The sequence below is a fragment of the Mycobacterium venezuelense genome (assembly GCF_054919535.1).
Genome location: NZ_JBONDW010000011.1, coordinates 145,567 through 165,148 on the forward strand (window position 1 = coordinate 145,567; position 19,582 = coordinate 165,148).

Genomic DNA, 19,582 nt, shown 5'->3' on the forward strand with positions numbered 1-19,582 from the left:
CGAGAACGATGAGCACAACCCACATGAGTGAGGAAGCCCAGCCGGTCGCCGGCCCGCCGAAGAATTTGGCTGCCGGGCTGGTCAAGGCGGTTCGGCCCCGGCAGTGGGTGAAAAACCTTCTGGTGCTGGCGGCACCGCTGGCCGCGGTCGGCAGCGGCATCGAGTATGACTACGGCGATCTCGCCGTCAAGGTGTCGATCGCCTTCGTGGTGTTCTGCCTGGCCGCGTCGTCGATCTATCTGGTCAACGACGCCCGTGACGTCGAGGCCGACCGGGCCCATCCGACCAAACGCTTCCGCCCGATCGCGGCCGGTGTGGTGCCGGAGTGGATGGCCTACACGCTGGCGGTCGTGCTGGCCGCGGCCTCGCTGATCATCTCGTGGTTGTTGACGCCCAACCTGGCGGTCGTGATGGCCGTGTACCTCGTCATCCAGCTGGCGTACTGCTTCGGCCTCAAACACCAGGCCGTGCTGGACATCTGCATCGTGTCGTCCGGCTTTCTGATCCGCGCCATCGCGGGCGGTGTGGCCGCCGACATCGGGCTGTCGCAATGGTTCCTGTTGGTGATGGCCTTCGGTTCGTTGTTCATGGCGGCCGGAAAGCGCTACGCCGAACTGCAGTTGTCGGAGCGCACCGGAGCCAAGATCCGCAAGTCGCTCGAGCGCTACACGAGCAGCTACCTGCGCTTCGTGTGGACGCTGTCGGCCACCGCAGTCGTGGTCTCGTACGGTTTGTGGGCATTCGGCCGCGACAGCGCCAGCGATCCGCTGGGGATCGACGGGCAGGACGCGTCGTGGTATGCGGTCACGATCGTCCCGTGGACGATCGCGATCCTGCGCTACGCAGTAGACATCGATGGCGGCATCGCCGGTGAGCCCGAGGAGATCGCGCTGAAAGACCGGGTGTTGCAGATCCTGTTCCTGGCGTGGATCGGAACCATCGGTGCAGCTATCTATTTCAGCTGACCGGCTGAATGCGCGCCGCCTGGCCGGCGGTGCCGGGGAACGCATGGCCCGCTGGCCTGCGTTCCCTTATGACATCTCGGTCCGCATCAGCCTGTGGGTCAGTGTGCTGGTGGTGGCCGGGCTGTTCGGGTGGGGCGCCTGGCAACGTCGCTGGATCGCCGACGACGGGTTGATCGTGCTGCGCACGGTGCGAAACCTGTTGGCGGGCAACGGCCCGGTCTTCAACGCCGGTGAGCGCGTTGAGGCCAACACCTCCACCCTGTGGACCTACCTCGTGACGTTCTTCGCCTGGATCGGCGGCTCGGTCCGGCTCGAATACGTCGTGCTCTACCTGGCTCTGATCCTGAGCATTCTCGGCGTCGTTCTGGTCATGCTCGGCACCGGGCGGCTCTACGCACCGAGCCTGCAGGGTCGCCGGGCCCTGCTGCTGCCCGCAGGCGCACTCGTATACATCGCGGTTCCGCCGGCCCGCGACTTCGCCACCTCGGGCCTCGAAAACGGTTTGGTACTGGCGTATCTGGGCCTGCTGTGGTGGATGCTGGTGTGCTGGTCGCAGGCCCTGCGGGCTTACCCGTCCCCGCCGGACCGCGGCGCGCAGCCGACCGGGCCGCGCGACATCCCCGGCCGCTTCTTCGAGGGCGCGCTGGCCGTCGTGGCGGGTCTGAGCGTGCTCGTTCGGCCCGAGCTGGCGCTCATCGGCGGCGGCGCGCTGATCATGATGCTGGTGGCCGCGCGCGGATGGCGCCGCCGGGCGCTGATCATCGTGGCGGGTGGGCTGCTGCCGGTGGTCTATCAGATCTTCCGGATGGGCTATTACGCCCTGCTGGTACCGGGCACCGCGGTGGCCAAGGACGCCTCTGGCTCGAAATGGTCGCAGGGTTTCGTCTATCTCACCAACTTCAACAAGCCCTATCTCCTGTGGGTGCCCGCGCTCCTGCTGGTCCTGTTGGGAATCGTGCTGCTGGCCACCAGAACTCGGCCGTGGTGGGTCCGCAGGCAGGTTCCGCGCGGGTACGGCTGGTTGGCGCGCACCGTCCAGAGTCCGCCTGCCGTCGTGATTTTCATGGTGTTGAGCGGATTGCTGCAGGGCATCTACTGGGTGCGTCAGGGCGGTGACTTCATGCACGGCCGCGTGCTCCTCACGCCGCTGTTCTGCATGCTGGCACCGGTGGCGGTGATACCCGTGGTGTTGCCCGACGGCACGAAGTTCACCAGGGAGACGGGCTATCTGCTGGCCGCGGCGACGAGCGTGCTGTGGGCCGCGGTGGTCGGCTGGTCGATCTGGGCGGCGAATTCACCGGGCATGGGTGCCGACGCCACGCGCGTCACCTACAGCGGCATCGTCGACGAGCGCCGCTTCTACGCACAGGCCACCGGCCACGCACATCCGCTGACCGCGGCCGACTATCTCGACTACCCCCGCATGCGCGCGGTGCTGACCGCTATCAACAACACGCCGGAAGGCGCGTTGCTGTTGCCGTCGGGCAACTATGACCAGTGGGATGTGGTGCCTGCGATTCCGCTGCCGCCTGACACTCCGCCCGAAGTGCGGGCGGCGTACGAAGCCCCGCACACAGTGTTTTTCACGAACATGGGCATGCTGGGCATGAACGTCGGTCTCGACGTCCGGGTCATCGACCAGATCGGCCTGGCAAACCCGTTGGCGATGCACACCCAGCGGCTGACCGACGGCCGCATCGGGCACGACAAGAACCTCTTCCCGGATTGGGCGGTGGCCGAGGGCCCGTTCATCAAGACCCGCCCATACGTGCCTGCGTATCTGGACGAGGACTGGATCGCCCAGGCCGAGGCGGCACTCAAGTGCCCCGCGACCGACGCGATGCTGAATTCCGTACGCGGCGAACTGACCCCGCGCCGGTTCCTGTCCAATCTGTGGCACGCCTACGAGTTCACCAAGTACCGGATCGACCGGGTGCCGCTCTACGAGCTGGAGCGCTGTGGTCTGGAGATCCCGGCGCCCAAACAGCCGCCGTACACCGGGATGCCGGCGACCGGTCCGTAACGCCCGGCCGCGGGGTGTCGATACCCAAGCGAGCACGTGGCCACGGACACACGAACGGACGGTAAGAAGCCGATGACTCCTGGGGTGAACGCTGCGCGGATTTGGGGTCGTCGGATCTTGGCGATCGCCGCCGCGGCTGTGTCGTTGCCCACACTCGCCGTCGTGACCGGTGAACCGACCGCGTCGGGGTTCAGTCGCGAAGGACTGCCCGTCGAGTACCTCGACGTGTACTCGCCGTCGATGGGCCGCAACATCCGGGTGCAGTTCCAGGGGCCGTCGGAGACCCCGGCGCCACCGGCCGACGGTACTGCGCCACCCGCGGCACCGGCTCCGCAGCCGAGCCGGGCCGTCTATCTCCTCGACGGTCTGCGTGCACAGGACGATTACAGCGGCTGGGACATCAACACCCCGGCGTTCGAGTGGTTCTACGGGTCGGGAATCTCCACGGTGATGCCCGTCGGCGGGCAGTCCAGCTTCTACAGCGACTGGTATTCGCCGTCGAGTTTCAACAACCAGACCTATACCTATAAATGGGAGACGTTCCTCACCCAGGAACTGCCGGCGTGGCTGGCCGCCAACAAGCAGGTCTCGCAGACCGGCAACGGCGTCGTCGGGCTGTCGATGTCGGGTAGCGCGGCACTGATCTTGTCGGCATATCACCCTGGCCAGTTCCGCTACGCGGCGTCGCTGTCGGGCTTTCTCAACCCGTCGTCGCTGCTGATGCAGCAGGCCATCCGGGTCGCGATGCTCGATGCCGGCGGCTACAACGTCGACAACATGTGGGGTGCGCCATGGGACGGCGCCTGGAAGCGCAACGACCCTGTCAAGCAGGTCGCCAAGATCGTCGCGAACGGTACGCGCCTGTGGATCTACTGCGCGCCGGGCGGCTCGACGCCGCTCGACGAGGGCGCCGACCCCAATCTGGCGATGAGCGCCAACAGTCTGGAGACGCTGGCGATCAAGAGCAACAAGGACTTTCAGGACGCCTACGTCAAGGCGGGCGGTCGTAACGCGAGCTTTCACTTCCCACCTGCGGGCAACCACGCGTGGCCGTACTGGGGCTCGCAGTTGACGGCCCTCAAACCTGACCTGATCGCGACACTGAACGGCTGAGGGGCAACCAGGACGACAACTGCTGGAAAGAAACGTCACGCGCACGTGTGGTTGACTACACGGGCACGCGAGCCGGCTGGGTCAGGGGACCCGGCTCGCGAAATATGACTGGAATACGACAGATGAGAGATCAGATAGGGAGCGGAATGAAGTTCGTTGGGAAGATGCGCGGCGCAGCGGCAGGCCTGTCGCGCCGGCTGACGGTTGCGGCCGCGATCGCGGCCGTGCTGCCTGGCCTGGTCGGCGTCGTCGGCGGCTCGGCGACCGCTGGAGCCTGGTCTCGACCCGGCTTGCCGGTCGAGTATCTCGAAGTGCCGTCGGCCGGGATGGGGCGCAATATCAAGGTCGAGTTCCAGAGTGGTGGCCCGGGGGCTCCCGCGCTGTACCTGCTCGACGGCATGCGCGCCCGCGAGGACCAGAGCGGTTGGGACATCGAACTCCCGACGTTCGAGTGGTTCCTGAACTCGGGCATCTCCGTCGTGATGCCCGTCGGCGGTCAGTCGAGCTTCTACGCCGACTGGTACAAGCCGGCGTGCGGCAGCAAGGACGGTGGCTGCAAGACCTACAAGTGGGAGACCTTCCTTACCCAGGAGCTGCCTGCCTGGCTGTCCGCCAACCGGGACGTCAAGCCGACCGGCAGCGCCGTGGTGGGTCTGTCGATGGCCGGTTCGTCCGCGCTGATGCTGGCGCTGCGCCACCCGCAGCAGTTCATCTACGCCGGTTCCCTGTCGGGGACACTCAACCCGTCCGAGGGTTGGTGGCCCACGCTGATCGGGGTCTCGATGGGTGACGCAGGCGGCTACAAGGCCGAGGACATGTGGGGCAAGTCGGACGACCCGGCGTGGAAGGCCAACGACCCGACCGAGAACGTCGCCGCACTGGCGAACAGCGGCATCCGCCTGTGGGTGTACTGCGGTAACGGCAAGCCGGGCGAGCTGGGCGGCACCGATATGCCTGCCAAGTTCCTCGAGGGCTTCGTCTGCCGGACGAACTCGACCTTCCAGGAGAAGTACATCGAGGCCGGTGGCCGGAACGCGGTGTTCAACTTCCCGCAGAGCGGTACGCACAACTGGGCCTACTGGGGCCAGCAGCTGCAGGCCATGAAGCCTGACCTGCAGCGCGTGCTCGGCGCCACCCCGACCGCCTGAGCGGACGGCGGCTGACGGCCGAATCGAGTTGAGCTGGCGGCGGCGATCCCTTCACGGGGTCGCCGCCGTCAGTCGTTTCCGGCGTAACCCGCGGCACGGATGTGGTTCACTACAACGCGGGTCGGCAGCAGGAGGGTTGAGGATGAGGCGTGCGTTGAGTGTGGTGCGAGCGATTCTGCTGTCGGCGGTACTGGCTGCCGGGCTGTGGACGGCGTCCACGGCCGCGGGCGCGCCCGCGCGGGCCGAAGGCGTCGAATTCCTCATGGTGCCGTCGGCGGCGATGGGCCGCGACATCCCCGTCGCGTTCCAGGGCGGTGGACCGCACGCGGTGTTCCTGCTCGACGCGTTCAACGCCGCACCCGATGTGAGCAACTGGGTCAACGCCGGCCACGCCATGACGACGCTCGCGGGCCGCGGTATCTCGGTGGCCGCGCCGGCCGGTGGCGCGTGGAGCCTGTACACGAACTGGGAGCAGGACGGCAGCAAGCAATGGGAGACGTTCCTGTCGGTTGAGCTGCCGGACTGGCTGGCCGCCAACAAGGGCCTGGCGCCCAACGGGCACGGCGTCGTCGGCGCGGCCCAGGGCGGTACCGCCGCGTTGACACTGGCCGCGTTCCACCCGGACCGGTTCCGGTTCGCGGGGTCGCTGTCCGGGTTCCTGACGCCGTCGGCCACGACCCTCAACGGTGCGATCACCGCCGGGCTGAACCGCTTCGGCAACGTGGACACCAATCGCATGTGGGGACCGCCACAGTTCGGCCGCTGGAAGTGGCACGACCCTGACGTGCACGTGCAGTTGCTGGCCAACGCGAACACCCGGTTGTGGGTGTTCAGCCCCGGAACGCTCACGTGTAGCGACCCGGCCGCGATGATCGGCTACTGCGATCAGGCCCAGGGCAGCAACCGTGCGTTCTATCAGCACTACCGTGCCGTCGGCGGCAGCAACGGCCACTTCGACTTCCCGTCGGCCGGGCAGCACGACTGGGGTAGCTGGGCGCCGCAGCTGGCGCTGATGTCGGGCGAACTGGTCGCCACGATCCAGTAGTCGACGCGAATCACCTGCGCCGGGGCACTTTTGGGCAGCCGGTACGGTGGAGTCGTGCAGCACACGGTACGGTCGGCCACCCCGGCCATCGCGACGGCCCTCGCGGTGTCGGCTGCATCGCTGCTGAGCGGGTGCGATGCGGGCAGCGACATCATGGCGCCCCTGGCATTGCCGAGCTCGCAAATCAAGGACACGCAGGCGCAGTCGGGCGTTCTCCCGTCGGTTGACGCGTCGCCGCAGCAGGGCCGTAACGGTCAGCTTGTCATCAGCAGCCAGCAGCAGGCGTATCTGGACGCGCTGCGCGAGGCCGGGGTCAAACCGTCCAGTGACCTGCTGGCACTGTCGATCGGGTCACACGTGTGCCAGGCCAGGGCTGCCAAGCAGAATGATCAGGCGGTGTGGGACTTTGTACTGCCGCTGGTGCGCAGCGATGTGCGCACCGCCCACTCGGGGGACGGGGGCGCCGAGGTGCCCGGCGAGGTCAACGCCGCGACCTCCGACTACATCCGCATCGCAACTGAACGACTCTGCTAGCAGGAGCACTCACAATTCATGGCAAAGAACGCTCGGCGTAAGCGCCACCGCATCCTGGCCCTGATCGCCGCCGGGGCGATGGCGCTCGTTGTGGTCCTCGTGGTGGCCATCGTTGTGGTCGTGATGCGGCGTCCCGAGACGCCGTCGGCGCCCCCTAGCGCCCAGCCACCGGCCGGCGTGCCCGTGCCGCCGACGACGCGCAAGCCCCGTCCGGAGTTCCAGTCCGCCGACTGCCCGGACGTGATGATGATTTCGATCCCGGGTACCTGGGAGTCCTCACCCACCGACGATCCGTTCAACCCGACGCAGTTCCCGCTGTCGTTGATGACGAACATCAGCAGGCCGCTGGCCGAGCAGTTCGGGCCCGAACGCCTGCAGGTGTTCACCGTGCCGTACACCGCGCAGTTCCATAACCCGTTCTCGGCCGACAAGCAGATGTCCTACAACGACAGCCGCGCCGAGGGCACCCGCGCCACGGTCAAGGCGATGACGGACATGAACGACCGCTGCCCGCTGACGAGTTACGTGATTGCCGGCTTCTCGCAGGGCGCGGTCATCGGCGGCGACGTGGCCAGCGACATCGGCAACGGCCGCGGCCCCGTGGACCAGGATCTCGTACTCGGCGTGACGCTGATCGCCGACGGCCGCAGGCAGATGGGCGTGGGCCAGGACGTGGGCCCCAACCCCGTCGGACAGGGCGCCGAGATCACGTTGCACGAGGTTCCGACGCTCTCGGCGCTGGGTCTGTCGATGACCGGGCCGCGGCCCGGTGGGTTCGGGGCGCTCAACGACCGCACGTTCGAGATCTGCGGTACGGGTGATCTGATCTGCTCGGCACCCGAGGAAGCGTTCTCCATCCTCAATCTTCCTAAGACTCTGGAGACGTTGTCGGGCAGCGCGGCCGGCCCGGTGCACGCGCTGTACAACACTCCGCAATTCTGGGTCGAGAACGGCCAGACGGCCACGCAGTGGACGCTGAACTGGGCCAAGGGGCTCGTCGAAAATGCGCCGCATCCCAAACACGGGTGATGCGCGCGCCGGATTTGGTCGGGACTAGTAAGTTCCCTTAACATTAAGAGAAAAGTAAGAGCACCTCGCACGCGAGGAGATGGCCAGCCGGGACCTGCTGATCGGTGAGTGCTGATCCGCAAGCCCGGTACGATGCTCCGGGTTTGGGTACGTTCGGCCGGTCGAGTGGCTGCGACGCACCGCGAATTACGTGCGACAACGCGATGAGTGCGGCTCTGACAGGAGAGTGATATGCCGTTCCACAATCCGTTCATCAAGAACGGACAGATCAAGTTCCCTGACGGCAGCAGTATCGTCGCCCACGTCGAGCGCTGGGCGAAGGTACGCGGGGACAAACTCGCCTACCGCTTCCTGGACTTCTCGACCGAGCGCGACGGTGTCGCCCGTGACCTGACCTGGGCGCAGTTCAGCGCCCGCAACAAGGCGGTGGCCGCCCGGCTGCAGCAGGTCACCGAGCCGGGTGACCGCGTCGCGATCCTGTGCCCGCAGAATCTCGATTACCTCGTCGCGTTCTTCGGTGCGCTCTATGCCGGCCGCATCGCGGTTCCGCTGTTCGATCCGTCCGAGCCGGGCCATGTCGGCCGCCTGCATGCGGTGCTCGACAACTGCCATCCCTCGGCGATCCTGACCACGACCGAGGCCGCCGAAGGCGTGCGCAAGTTCTTCCGCAGCCGGCCGGCCAACCAGCGCCCGCGAGTCATCGCGGTCGACGCGGTGCCCGACGACGTCGCGGCGACGTGGATCAACCCGGACGAGCCGGACGAGACCACCATCGCCTATCTGCAGTACACCTCCGGGTCGACGCGCATCCCGACCGGTGTGCAGATCACGCACCTCAACCTGGCGACCAACGTCGTCCAGGTGATCGAGGCCCTGGAGGGTGAGGAAGGGGACCGTGGCCTGTCCTGGCTGCCGTTCTTCCACGACATGGGTCTGATCACAGCGCTGCTGGCGCCCATGATCGGCCACTACTTCACGTTCATGACGCCCGCGGCGTTCGTGCGGCGCCCCGAACGCTGGATCCGTGAGCTCGCCCGCAAGGAGGGCGACACCGGCGGCACGATCTCGGTCGCCCCGAACTTCGCGTTCGACCATGCCGCGGCCCGCGGTGTGCCGAAGGAAGGCTCGGCGCCGCTGGACCTGTCCAACGTCAAGGCCGTCCTCAACGGCAGTGAGCCGATCTCGGCGGCCACGGTGCGCCGGTTCAACGAGGCGTTCGGCCCGTTCGGCTTCCCGCCCAAGGCCATCAAGCCGTCCTACGGCCTCGCCGAGGCCACGCTGTTCGTGTCCACCACGCCGTCGGCGGAAGAGCCCAAGATCATCTCGGTGGACCGCGATGCGTTGAACTCCGGGCGCATCGTCGAGGTGGACGCCGACTCGCCCAAGGCCGTGGCGCAGGCGTCTGCGGGCAAGGTCGGCCTGTCCGAGTGGGCAGTGATCGTCGATGCCGAGAGCGCGACCGAGCTGCCCGACGGCCAGATCGGCGAGATCTGGATCAGCGGCCAGAACATGGGCACGGGTTACTGGGGCAAGGACCGCGAGACCGTCGAAACCTTCCACAACATCCTCAAGTCGCGCACCAGCCCGTCGCACGCCGAAGGCGCGGCCGACGACGCCACCTGGGTACGCACCGGTGACTACGGTGCCTTCTACGACGGCGATCTCTACATCACCGGCCGCGTCAAGGATCTCGTCATCATCGACGGCCGCAACCACTACCCGCAGGATCTGGAGTACTCCGCGCAGGAGGCCAGCAAGGCAGTGCGCACCGGGTACGTCGCGGCGTTCTCGGTGCCTGCCAACCAGCTGCCCGACGAGGTGTTCGAGAACGCACACTCGGGCCTCAAGCGCGATGCGGACGACACCTCCGAGCAATTGGTGATCGTCGCCGAGCGGGCACCCGGCGCGCACAAGCTCGACGTCGGACCGATCACCGACGACATCCGCGCCGCGATCGCGGTGCGCCACGGCGTCACGGTGCGCGACGTGCTGCTGACCGCAGCGGGCGCGATCCCGCGCACCTCGAGCGGCAAGATCGGCCGCCGCGCCTGCCGCGCCGCATACCTGGACGGCAGCCTGCGCAGCGGCAAGGTGGCCAACGCGTTCCCGGACGAGACCGACTGATCTGACTTCCACCCGACCGGCGGTGTGTGCCGCCGACTGGCAAAGGTGACCTGAAAATGGATGAAACACAGAACGATTCGAATCTTCCAGAGGCCACCGAGCCTGCCGCTGCGCCGGCGTCGCGCCCGGATATGAGCGTCGCCGAGATGCGCGAGTGGCTGCGCAAGTGGGTGGCCAACGCCACCGGGCAGTCGCCCGACGCGATCGACGAGTCCACCGCGATGGTCGAACTCGGCCTGTCCTCGCGTGACGCGGTGGCCATGGCCAGCGACATCGAGGACCTCACCGGTGTCACGCTGACGGCCACCGTGGCGTTCCGCCACCCGACGATCGAGTCGCTGGCCACCGTGATCATCGAGGGTGAGCCCGAGGTCGAATTCAACCCCGACGACGAGGACTGGTCGCGTGATCGCGATGTCGAGGACATCGCGATCGTCGGCGTCGCAACCCGCTTCCCCGGCGATCTGAACAGCCCGGACGAGATGTGGGAGGCGCTGCTCGCCGGGAAGGACTGCATCACCGACCTGCCCGAGGGCCGGTGGGAGGAGTTCCTCGACGAGCCGCGCATCGCCGAGCGCGTCGCCAAGGCCCGCACACGTGGCGGATACCTCTCCGACATCAAGGGTTTCGACTCCGAGTTCTTCGCGCTGTCGAAGATGGAAGCCGACAACATCGACCCGCAGCAGCGCATGGCGCTCGAGCTCACGTGGGAGGCGCTGGAGCACGCCCGGATCCCGGCGTCGAGCCTGCGCGGCACGAGTGTCGGTGTGTACATCGGCAATTCGACCAACGACTACAGCTTCCTGGCGATGAGCGACCCGTCGGTCGCACACCCGTACGCCATCACCGGTACGGCGAGTTCGATCATCGCCAACCGGGTTTCGTACTTCTACGACTTCCGTGGGCCGTCGGTGTCGGTCGACACCGCGTGCTCGAGTTCGCTTGTGGCCGCGCATCAGGGTGTACAGGCGCTGCGTGCCGGCGAGGCCGATGTCGCGGTCGTCGGCGGCGTCAACGCGCTGATCACCCCGCTCGTGACGGTCGGTTTCGACGAGGTCGGCGGGGTGCTGGCGTCCGACGGCCGGATCAAGTCGTTCTCGTCGGATGCCGACGGCTACGCGCGTTCCGAGGGCGGCGGCATGCTGATCCTCAAGCGCGTCTCCGATGCCCGCCGGGATGGCGATCAGATCCTCGCCGTCATCGCGGGCAGTGCGGTCAACCACGACGGCCGGTCCAACGGCCTGTTGGCGCCCAACCCCGATGCGCAGGCCGAGGTGCTGCGCAAGGCCTACAAGGACGCGGGCATCAATCCGCGCGACGTCGACTACATCGAGGCGCACGGCACGGGCACGATCCTCGGCGACCCGATCGAGGCCGACGCACTGGGCCGCGTGGTCGGCCGAGGCCGCGCCGCCGAGAAGCCCGCGCTGCTCGGTGCGGTGAAATCCAATGTGGGCCACCTGGAATCGGCCGCCGGTGCGGCGAGCCTGGCCAAGATGACGCTGTCGCTGGCCAACGACAAGCTGCCGCCGTCGATCAACTACGCGGGGCCCAACCCCTACATCGACTTCGACAAGGAACACCTCAAGGTCAACGACACCGTCTCGGATTGGCCGCGCTACAGCGGGCACGCCATCACCGGTGTTTCGGGCTTCGGCTTCGGTGGTGCCAACGCCCACCTGGTGCTGCGCGAGGTGCTGCCGAGCGATCTCGTCGAGCCCGAGCCTGAACCCGAAGTCGCCGAAGACAAGTCGGCTTCCGACGATGCCAACGCCGTCTACGTTGGCGGTGTGCGGATGGACGAGTACGGCGAGTTCATCCGCGACGATGAATCCGGCGATGGCGATGGCTACCCGTCCTACGACGAGGCCAGCCACGAACTGCCCGGCCTGACCGACGAAGCCAAGCGCCTGCTCGAGGTCGCCCGTGCGGAACTCGAGGCGGCCGACGCCGCCGAGCCGACGAAGAAGGTTGTCCCGCTCGCGGTTTCGGCGTTCCTGACCTCGCGCAAGAAGGCTGCGGCCGCTGAGCTCGCGGACTGGATCGACAGCGAGGAAGGTCGCGCGTCGTCGCTCGAATCGATCGGGCGGTCGCTGTCGCGGCGCAACCACGGCCGGTCCCGTGCGGTCGTGCTGGCCCACGACCACGACGAGGCGATCAAGGGTCTGCGCGCGCTGGCCGACGGCAAGCAGCATCCGAGCGTGATCACCGCCGACGGTCCGGTGACCAACGGGCCGGTGTGGGTGCTCGCCGGATTCGGTGCCCAGCACCGCAAGATGGGCAAGAGCCTCTACCTGCGCGAGCCGGTCTTCGCGGAGTGGATCGACAAGGTCGACGCGTTGATCCAGGACGAGCGCGGCTATTCGATCCTCGAGCTGATCCTCGACGACTCCGTCGACTACACCGACGCCACGTGCGAATATCCCATCGAAGTGGTCCAGTTGGTGATCTTCGCCATCCAGATCGCGCTCGGTGAACTGCTCAAGGCGCACGGCGCGAAACCCGCTGCCGTGGTGGGTCAGTCGCTCGGTGAGGCGGCCGCGGCGTACTTCGCCGGCGGCCTGTCGCTGGCCGACGCGACCCGTACCATCTGCTCGCGCAGTCACCTCATGGGCGAGGGCGAGGCGATGCTGTTCGGCGAGTACATCAGGTTGATGGCGTTGGTGGAGTACTCCGCCGACGAGATCAAGACGGTGTTCTCCGACTATCCGGACCTGGAGGTCTGCGTCTACGCGGCACCGAACCAGACCGTCATCGGCGGCCCGCCCGAGCAGGTGGACGCGATCATCGCGCGCGCCGAATCGGAGGGCAAGTTCGCCCGCAAGTTCCAGACCAAGGGCGCAAGCCACACGCAGCAGATGGATCCGCTGCTCGGCGAGTTGGCCGCCGAACTGCAGGGTATCGAGCCCAAACCGCTTCAGACGGCCTACTTCTCGACCGTGCACGAGGGCCGCCTCATCCGGGCGGGCTCCGAGCCGATCCACGATGTGGACTACTGGAAGAAGGGTCTGCGCCACAGCGTCTACTTCACGCACGGAATCCGCAACGCCGTCGACAACGGCCACACCACGTTCCTTGAGCTCGCGCCGAATCCGGTGGCGCTCATGCAGGTAGGGCTGACCACGGCCTCGGCGGGTCTGCACGACGCGCAACTCATTCCGACGCTCGCGCGCAAGCAGGACGAGGTCGCGTCGATGATTTCGGCCATGGCGCACCTGTACGTGCACGGCCACGACCTCGATTTCCGGACGCTGTTCCCGCGCCCGTCGACCGGCCTGGCCGGGGCGCTGGACTTCGCCAACATCCCGCCGACGCGGTTCAAGCGCAAGCAGCACTGGCTCGATGCGCACTTCACCGGTGACAGCTCGGCGGTCATGCCGGGTAACCACGTCGCGACGCCGGACGGCCGCCATGTGTGGGAGTACGTGCCGAAGGGTGCGATCGATCTGGCCGCGCTGGTGAAAGCCGCTGCCGCGCAGGTGCTTCCGGACGCCAAGCTGACGGCGTTCGAGCAGCGCGCCGTGCCCGCCGATGGTGCGCGACTGGTCACCACGCTGACGCGCCATCCCGGTGGTGCGACCGTGCAGGTGCATGCGCGCATCGAGGAATCCTTCACGTTGGTCTACGACGCGATCGTCACCCGTGGCGGCGCGGCGGCGGCGCTGCCGACTGCGGCCGGCGCTGGTGTGGCCACCGAGGTGGTCGTCCAGGAACGGGTCGAAGACGACACTGAGTCTGATGTCGCCGCCGGGGCGGCTCCGGCGATCCTGCACGACAACCTGACTTCCGGAGCAGGCATGGGCGCCGAGTTTCAGAAGTGGTCGCCGGATTCGGGTGAGACCGTCGCGCAGCGGCTCGGCACCATCGTCGGCGCCGCAATGGGTTACGAGCCCGAGGACCTGCCGTGGGAGGTGCCGCTGATCGAGCTGGGCCTCGATTCGCTGATGGCGGTGCGGATCAAGAACCGCGTCGAGTATGACTTCGACCTGCCCCCGATCCAGCTGACCGCGGTGCGGGACGCCAACCTCTACAACGTCGAGGAGCTCATCAAGTACGCGATCGAGCACCGCGACGAGGTCGATCAGCTCGCCGAGTCCCAGAAGGGGCAGACGGCCGAAGAGATCGCCGCGGCGCAGGCCGAACTGCTGGGCGGAGCGTCCACGGTTGCCGAGCTTGAGGCCAAGCTGGCCGAGGCCGGGCATCCCATCGCCGCGGACAAGGCGGCCGAGTCGCCTGCCGACGACGGCGAGCTGAAACTCGAGATCCCGCCGCCGCCAACAGATCCCAGCGGCCCGGCAGTCCCGCCGCCGCCGACGGATCCGTCGGGCCCGTCCGGCCCGAGCAAGGCGACCGCCGCGGCGGCTGCCGCCAAGGTGCTGACCCAGGAGGCCGTCACCGAGGCGCTCGGCGCCGACGTGCCGCCGCGTGACGCGGCCGAGCGGGTCACGTTCGCGACGTGGGCGATCGTCACCGGCAAGTCGCCGGGCGGCATCTTCAACGAGCTGCCAGCGATCGACGATGCGACCGCGACCAAGATGGCCGAACGCCTGTCGGAGCGGGCCGAGGGCATCATCACGGTCGACGACGTGAAGTCGGCCAAGACCATCGAGGAGTTGTCGAGCACCGTTCGCGATCAGCTCGAAGAGGGTGTGGTCGACGGGTTCGTCCGCACACTGCGGGCGTCGAAAGAGGGCTCGTCGCACGTTCCCGTCTTCGTGTTCCACCCGGCGGGCGGGTCGACGGTGGTCTATGAGCCGCTCATGAAGCGGTTGCCCGCCGACACCCCGATCTACGGCATCGAGCGCGTCGAGGGCTCGGTCGAGGAGCGTGCGGCCGAGTACGTGCCGAAACTGCTGGAGATGCACAAGGGTCCGTTCGTGCTGGCCGGCTGGTCGCTCGGTGGAGCACTGGCATACGCGTGTGCGATCGGGCTCAAGCAGTCCGGAGCCGACGTGCGGTTCGTCGGGCTGATCGACACGGTGCGCCCCGGCGAGCCGATCGACCAGTCGAAGGAGGGCATGCGGGCCCGTTGGGACCGCTACGCGCGGTTCGCCGAACGCACCTTCAACGTCGAGGTGCCCGAGATCCCTTACGAGGAACTGGAGAAGCTCGACGACGAGGGTCAGGTCAAGTTCGTGCTCGAGGTCGTCAAGGAGAGCGGCGTGCAGATCCCCGGCGGGATCGTCGAGCACCAGCGCACGTCCTACCTCGACAACCGCGCGCTCGACACCGTGGAGATGAAGCCCTACGACGGGCACGTCACGCTCTACATGGCCGACCGCTATCACGATGACGCGATCGTGTTCGAGCCCGCGTACGCGACCCGTCAGCCCGACGGCGGCTGGGGCGAATACGCCTCGGACCTCGAGGTTGTGCACATCGGGGGCGAGCACATCCAGGCCATCGACGAGCCGTACATTGCCAAAGTGGGTGCGCATATGAGCGAGGCGCTCAACCGTATCGAAGCTGAGAGCGAGCACAAGTGACGAACAAGACCACTGCCGAACTGCTGGCCGAACTCCGCGAGAAGCTCGAACTGGCAAAGGAACCCGGCGGTGAGAAGGCCGTCGCGAAGCGCGAGAAGAAGGGCATCCCGAGCGCGCGGGCCCGCATCCACGCGCTGCTCGATCCGGGCAGCTTCCTGGAGATCGGCGCGCTCTGCAAGACGCCAGGTGATCCGAACGCGCTGTTCGGCGACGGCGTCGTCACCGGCCACGGCACCATCAACGGCCGCCCGGTCGGCGTGTTCAGCCACGACCAGACGGTGTTCCAGGGCACGGTCGGCGAGATGTTCGGCCGCAAGGTGGCCCGCCTCATGGAGTGGGTCGCGATGGTCGGCTGTCCGATGATCGGCATCAACGACTCCGGCGGCGCGCGCATCCAGGACGCGGTGACCTCGCTGGCGTGGTACGCCGAACTGGGCAGGCGCCACGAGCTGCTGCGCGGCTTCGTTCCCGAGATCTCCATCATCCTCGGCAAATGTGCCGGCGGAGCGGTATATTCGCCGATCCAGACCGACCTCGTGGTCGCGGTGCGCGATCAGGGCTACATGTTCGTGACCGGCCCGGACGTCATCAAGGACGTCACCGGTGAGGATGTCAGCCTCGACGAACTCGGCGGTGCGGACGCCCAGGCCCGGTACGGCAACATCCACCAGGTGGTCGAGGACGAGAAGGCCGCGTTCCAGTACGTCCGCGACTACCTGAGCTTCCTGCCCGCCAACACTTTTGACGATGCCCCCATCGTCAACCCTGGCCTGGAGCCGGAGATCACCCCGCACGATCTCGAGCTCGATTCGATCGTGCCGGACGCCGACAACATGGCTTACGACATGCACGAGATCCTGCTGCGCATCTTCGACGACGGCGACGTGTTCGACGTCGCGGCGCAGCGCGGGCAGGCGATGATCACCGCGTTCGCGCGCGTGGACGGTCACCCCGTCGGTGTGATCGCCAACCAGCCCATGCACATGTCGGGCGCGATTGACAACGAGGCATCCGACAAGGCCGCGGGCTTCGTCCGGTTCTGCGATTCCTACAACCTGCCGTTGATCTTCGTGGTTGACACCCCCGGCTTCCTGCCCGGTGTCGAGCAGGAGAAGGGCGGCATCATCAAGCGCGGCGGCCGCTTCCTCAATGCTGTCGTCGAGGCCGATGTGCCGAAGGTGACCATCACGATCCGCAAGTCCTACGGGGGTGCCTACGCGGTGATGGGTTCCAAGCAGCTCTCGGCGGACCTGAACTTCGCATGGCCTACCGCGCGCATCGCGGTGATCGGTGCCGAGGGCGCGGCCCAGCTGCTGGTCAAGCGGTTCCCGGATCCCACTGCGCCCGAGGTGCAGAAGATCCGCGCCGACTTCATCGAGGGCTACAACCTCAACATGGCCACGCCGTGGATCGCGGCCGAGCGCGGGTTCATCGACGCCGTCGTTCAGCCGCACGAGACCCGGCTGCTGCTGCGCAAGTCGCTTCACCTGTTGCGCGACAAGCAGAAGCACGGCCGCGTGCAGCGCAAGCACGGCCTCCTCCCGATCTAGTCGGATCTGGTCCCCTCGCACCGCGAGCGTGCGGGTCTGCTGCCCGACACACCGCCATTTCCTCTGCAGGTGCGCACGCTCGTTTGCGGTGAGCGTGCGCGTCGCGCGGTTACTCACAAGCGTGTAATTCGTTTGCGCCAGCGATGAGCTGCGGTGTCGGCGCGCCCCGGGAAAACCATCCACAAGTTCTCCACAGGGCAGGCGGGTTGGCTGGCCGCCGGGGCGGCTAGAGTGCTCTCAAAGACGGCGAAGGGGGATCGCCCATGAGCACAGCGGTCGTGGTCGGCGGCGGACCCAACGGGCTCGCCGCCGCAATCACGTTGGCGGTCAACGGTGTCGATGTCACCGTCCTCGAGGCCGCGGACGCGGTGGGCGGCGGCGTGCGCTCGAGCGAGGGCATCGTCCCCGGCCTGATCCATGACCATTGCGCGGCGATTCACCCGATGGCTGTCGGATCGGCCTTTCTGGCGAGCCTCGACCTGCAGCGCCACGGTCTGCGGTGGCGCTGGCCCGAGATCGACTGCGCACACCCGCTCGACGGCGGCGACGCGGGTCTGTTGTACCGCAGTGTCGACGAGACGGCCGCGGCTCTCGGCGCCGACGGTGCGCGCTGGCGCACCGTGTTCGGCGGGCCGTCCGCACGCTTCGACACGCTCGCCGACGACATCATGGGCCCGCTGCTACGCATACCGAACCACCCGCTCGCGCTGGCCCGGTTCGGTGCGCCGACGGTTTTGCCCGCCGCAGTGTTCGCACGGGTGTTCCGCACGCCGGAGGCCAAGGCTTTGTTCGGTGGCGTTGCCGCACATACCTTCCGGCCGCTGCACTACCCGATGACGTCGGCGATCGGACTCGGCATCATCACGGCCGGGCACCGGCACGGGTGGGCGGTTGCCGAGGGTGGATCGCAGTCACTCACCGATGCGTTGGCCGCGGCACTGGCCGATGCCGGCGGCAAGGTGCAGACCGGCGTCCGGGTCGCATCGGCCACGGACCTTCCGCCCGCCGACATCACGATGTTCGACCTCGCGCCGACGGCCGTCGTAAATATCCTCGGCGATCGCCTGCCGCGCCGCACTGCCCGTGGCTATCGTCGGTTCCGTTACGGCCCAGGCGCTTTCAAGGTGGACTTCGCGATTGATGGCCCGGTGCCGTGGACCAACCCGCGCGTCGGCCGGGCCGGAACGGTTCACCTGGGCGGCGACTTCGACGAGATCGCTGCGACCGAACGCGACATCCACGCTGGACGCATGCCGCAGCGGCCGTTCGTTCTGGTCGGCCAGCAGTACGTGGCCGACCCCGGCCGGTCGGCAGGCGGGGTGAACCCGGTGTACGCCTACGCCCATGTGCCGCACGGCTATACCGGTGACGCGACGAACGCGATCATCGCTCAATTCGAGCGGTTCGCCCCCGGATTCCGCGAGCGGATCGTCGGGACCGCGGTGCGCACGACCACCGAGTTGTCGGTGTACAACGCCAATTACGTCGGTGGCGACATCTGCACCGGTGCCAAGGATGTCAGGCAACTCGTGTTCGGCCCGCGTCCCGCGTTGAGCCCCTACGCCGTCGGCATACCGGGCACCTACATCTGCTCGGCCGCGACGCCGCCGGGCCCGGGTGCGCACGGTATGTGTGGTGCGAACGCTGCCGCGCAGGCGTTGAAGTACCTGCGCACCCGCTAGATCGCGGGGAGGTCGAGCCAGTCGTCGACCTGGAACCGGTCCCCACGCGCCACGATCGTCGCGCCGCCGTGGCCCGGGTAGTGCGCCGGTATCACCGTGGCGCGCCGCCGGGTCGCTTCGGTGAAGATGCGCCGACGGGTCGCCGCCGCGGCCGGGGCGTCCACATCGAATGCGCAGGGGTCGCCGGGGCGCGGGATCCGTATCGCACAGTGGGTCAGGTCGCCGACGAACAGTGCCGGGCGGCCGGCGTCGAGCCACAGCACCGACGACCCCGGCGTGTGTCCCGGTGCCGAACGTAGCCACAGTGATTCACTGAGTTGACGGTCGCCAGACCAAAGCACCATCTGGTCCGCGACTGGAACGACACTGTCTTCGAACACCTTTCGCATGCCGTTGTGGCTGCCGGCACCGTCCGGGCTGAAGAAGTGGTAGTCCGCCTCGGGCATCAGGTAGCGCGCGTTGGGAAACGTCGGCACCCAGCCGTCGCCGTCGCGTCTGGTGTTCCAGCCGACGTGGTCGGTGTGCAGATGGGTGTTGACGACAACGTCGACACTTTCCGGGTCGATGCCCGAATGTCGCAGGACGCCAAGGTAGTCGCTGTCGAGGTTCGCGAGCACCGGAAGGTGGGGGCGGTCGCGGCCGTTGCCGACTCCGGTGTCGACCAACACCCGCAGGCCGTCGACGTCGATGACCCAACTCTGGATCGCCACGCGCCACTTGCCGGTGTCGGGCGTGTAGAACGTCGGCACCAGTAAGTCGGCGTTGTCGTTCCACGCCTCGGCGGGCGTCTGTGCGAACAACTCGATCCCGGGCTCGAACGTCAGCTCCAGAGCGCGCGTGACGACGGCCTTGCCGAGCTTCACCCGGTCAGTCATGTCTCGAC

Annotated in this window: 12 protein-coding genes; 11 read left to right on the forward strand and 1 reads right to left on the reverse strand. The window is 67.5% G+C overall.

The window, feature by feature from the left end; all coding sequences use genetic code 11:
* The first annotated feature begins 23 nt into the window (after positions 1-23).
* From ACRCUN_RS19615 to ACRCUN_RS19665, 11 genes are all read left to right on the forward strand, one after another.
* The gene (locus ACRCUN_RS19615) at positions 24-965 is read left to right on the forward strand and encodes a decaprenyl-phosphate phosphoribosyltransferase (protein WP_462143335.1); all 942 of its coding nucleotides are present in this window, start codon (positions 24-26) and stop codon (positions 963-965) included.
* Complete coding sequence (zomB, locus tag ACRCUN_RS19620; RefSeq protein ID WP_462143291.1) at positions 943-2,988, forward strand: terminal beta-(1->2)-arabinofuranosyltransferase; 2,046 nt, start codon at positions 943-945, stop codon at positions 2,986-2,988. The genes ACRCUN_RS19615 and zomB overlap by 23 nt, the downstream gene beginning before the upstream one ends.
* Positions 2,989-3,060: 72 nt before the next feature.
* Positions 3,061-4,101, forward strand: a complete 1,041-nt coding sequence (locus ACRCUN_RS19625; protein WP_462143292.1) for an esterase family protein — start codon at positions 3,061-3,063, stop codon at positions 4,099-4,101.
* A 146-nt stretch (positions 4,102-4,247) separates the two neighbouring features.
* On the forward strand, positions 4,248-5,249 hold the full coding sequence (locus ACRCUN_RS19630) for an esterase family protein (RefSeq protein WP_462143293.1): 1,002 nt from the start codon (positions 4,248-4,250) through the stop codon (positions 5,247-5,249).
* 142 nt (positions 5,250-5,391) lie between these two features.
* Entirely contained in the window at positions 5,392-6,294 is a 903-nt protein-coding gene (locus tag ACRCUN_RS19635) for an alpha/beta hydrolase-fold protein (RefSeq protein WP_462143294.1), read from the forward strand.
* A 54-nt stretch (positions 6,295-6,348) separates the two neighbouring features.
* Positions 6,349-6,828, forward strand: a complete 480-nt coding sequence (locus ACRCUN_RS19640) for a DUF732 domain-containing protein (protein WP_462143295.1) — start codon at positions 6,349-6,351, stop codon at positions 6,826-6,828.
* 18 nt (positions 6,829-6,846) lie between these two features.
* Entirely contained in the window at positions 6,847-7,857 is a 1,011-nt protein-coding gene (gene culp6 / locus ACRCUN_RS19645) for a carboxylesterase Culp6 (RefSeq protein ID WP_462143296.1), read from the forward strand.
* Positions 7,858-8,088: 231 nt separating this feature from the next.
* On the forward strand, positions 8,089-9,981 hold the full coding sequence (fadD32, locus tag ACRCUN_RS19650; protein ID WP_462143297.1) for a long-chain-fatty-acid--AMP ligase FadD32: 1,893 nt from the start codon (positions 8,089-8,091) through the stop codon (positions 9,979-9,981).
* 56 nt (positions 9,982-10,037) lie between these two features.
* Positions 10,038-15,467 (forward strand): polyketide synthase Pks13, encoded by a 5,430-nt coding sequence (gene pks13 / locus ACRCUN_RS19655; protein WP_462143298.1) that lies wholly within the window; start codon positions 10,038-10,040, stop codon positions 15,465-15,467.
* A complete protein-coding gene (locus ACRCUN_RS19660; protein WP_462143299.1) occupies positions 15,464-17,017 on the forward strand; it encodes an acyl-CoA carboxylase subunit beta in 1,554 nt (517 codons plus the stop codon). The genes pks13 and ACRCUN_RS19660 overlap by 4 nt, the downstream gene beginning before the upstream one ends.
* Positions 17,018-17,280: 263 nt before the next feature.
* Positions 17,281-18,699, forward strand: a complete 1,419-nt coding sequence (locus ACRCUN_RS19665; RefSeq protein ID WP_462143300.1) for a phytoene desaturase family protein — start codon at positions 17,281-17,283, stop codon at positions 18,697-18,699.
* On the opposite strand, the gene ACRCUN_RS19670 is transcribed toward ACRCUN_RS19665, so the two are convergent.
* Entirely contained in the window at positions 18,696-19,574 is an 879-nt protein-coding gene (locus ACRCUN_RS19670) for an MBL fold metallo-hydrolase (protein ID WP_462143301.1), read from the reverse strand. The two genes, ACRCUN_RS19665 and ACRCUN_RS19670, sit on opposite strands and share 4 nt — an antisense overlap.
* Positions 19,575-19,582 lie beyond the last annotated feature (8 nt).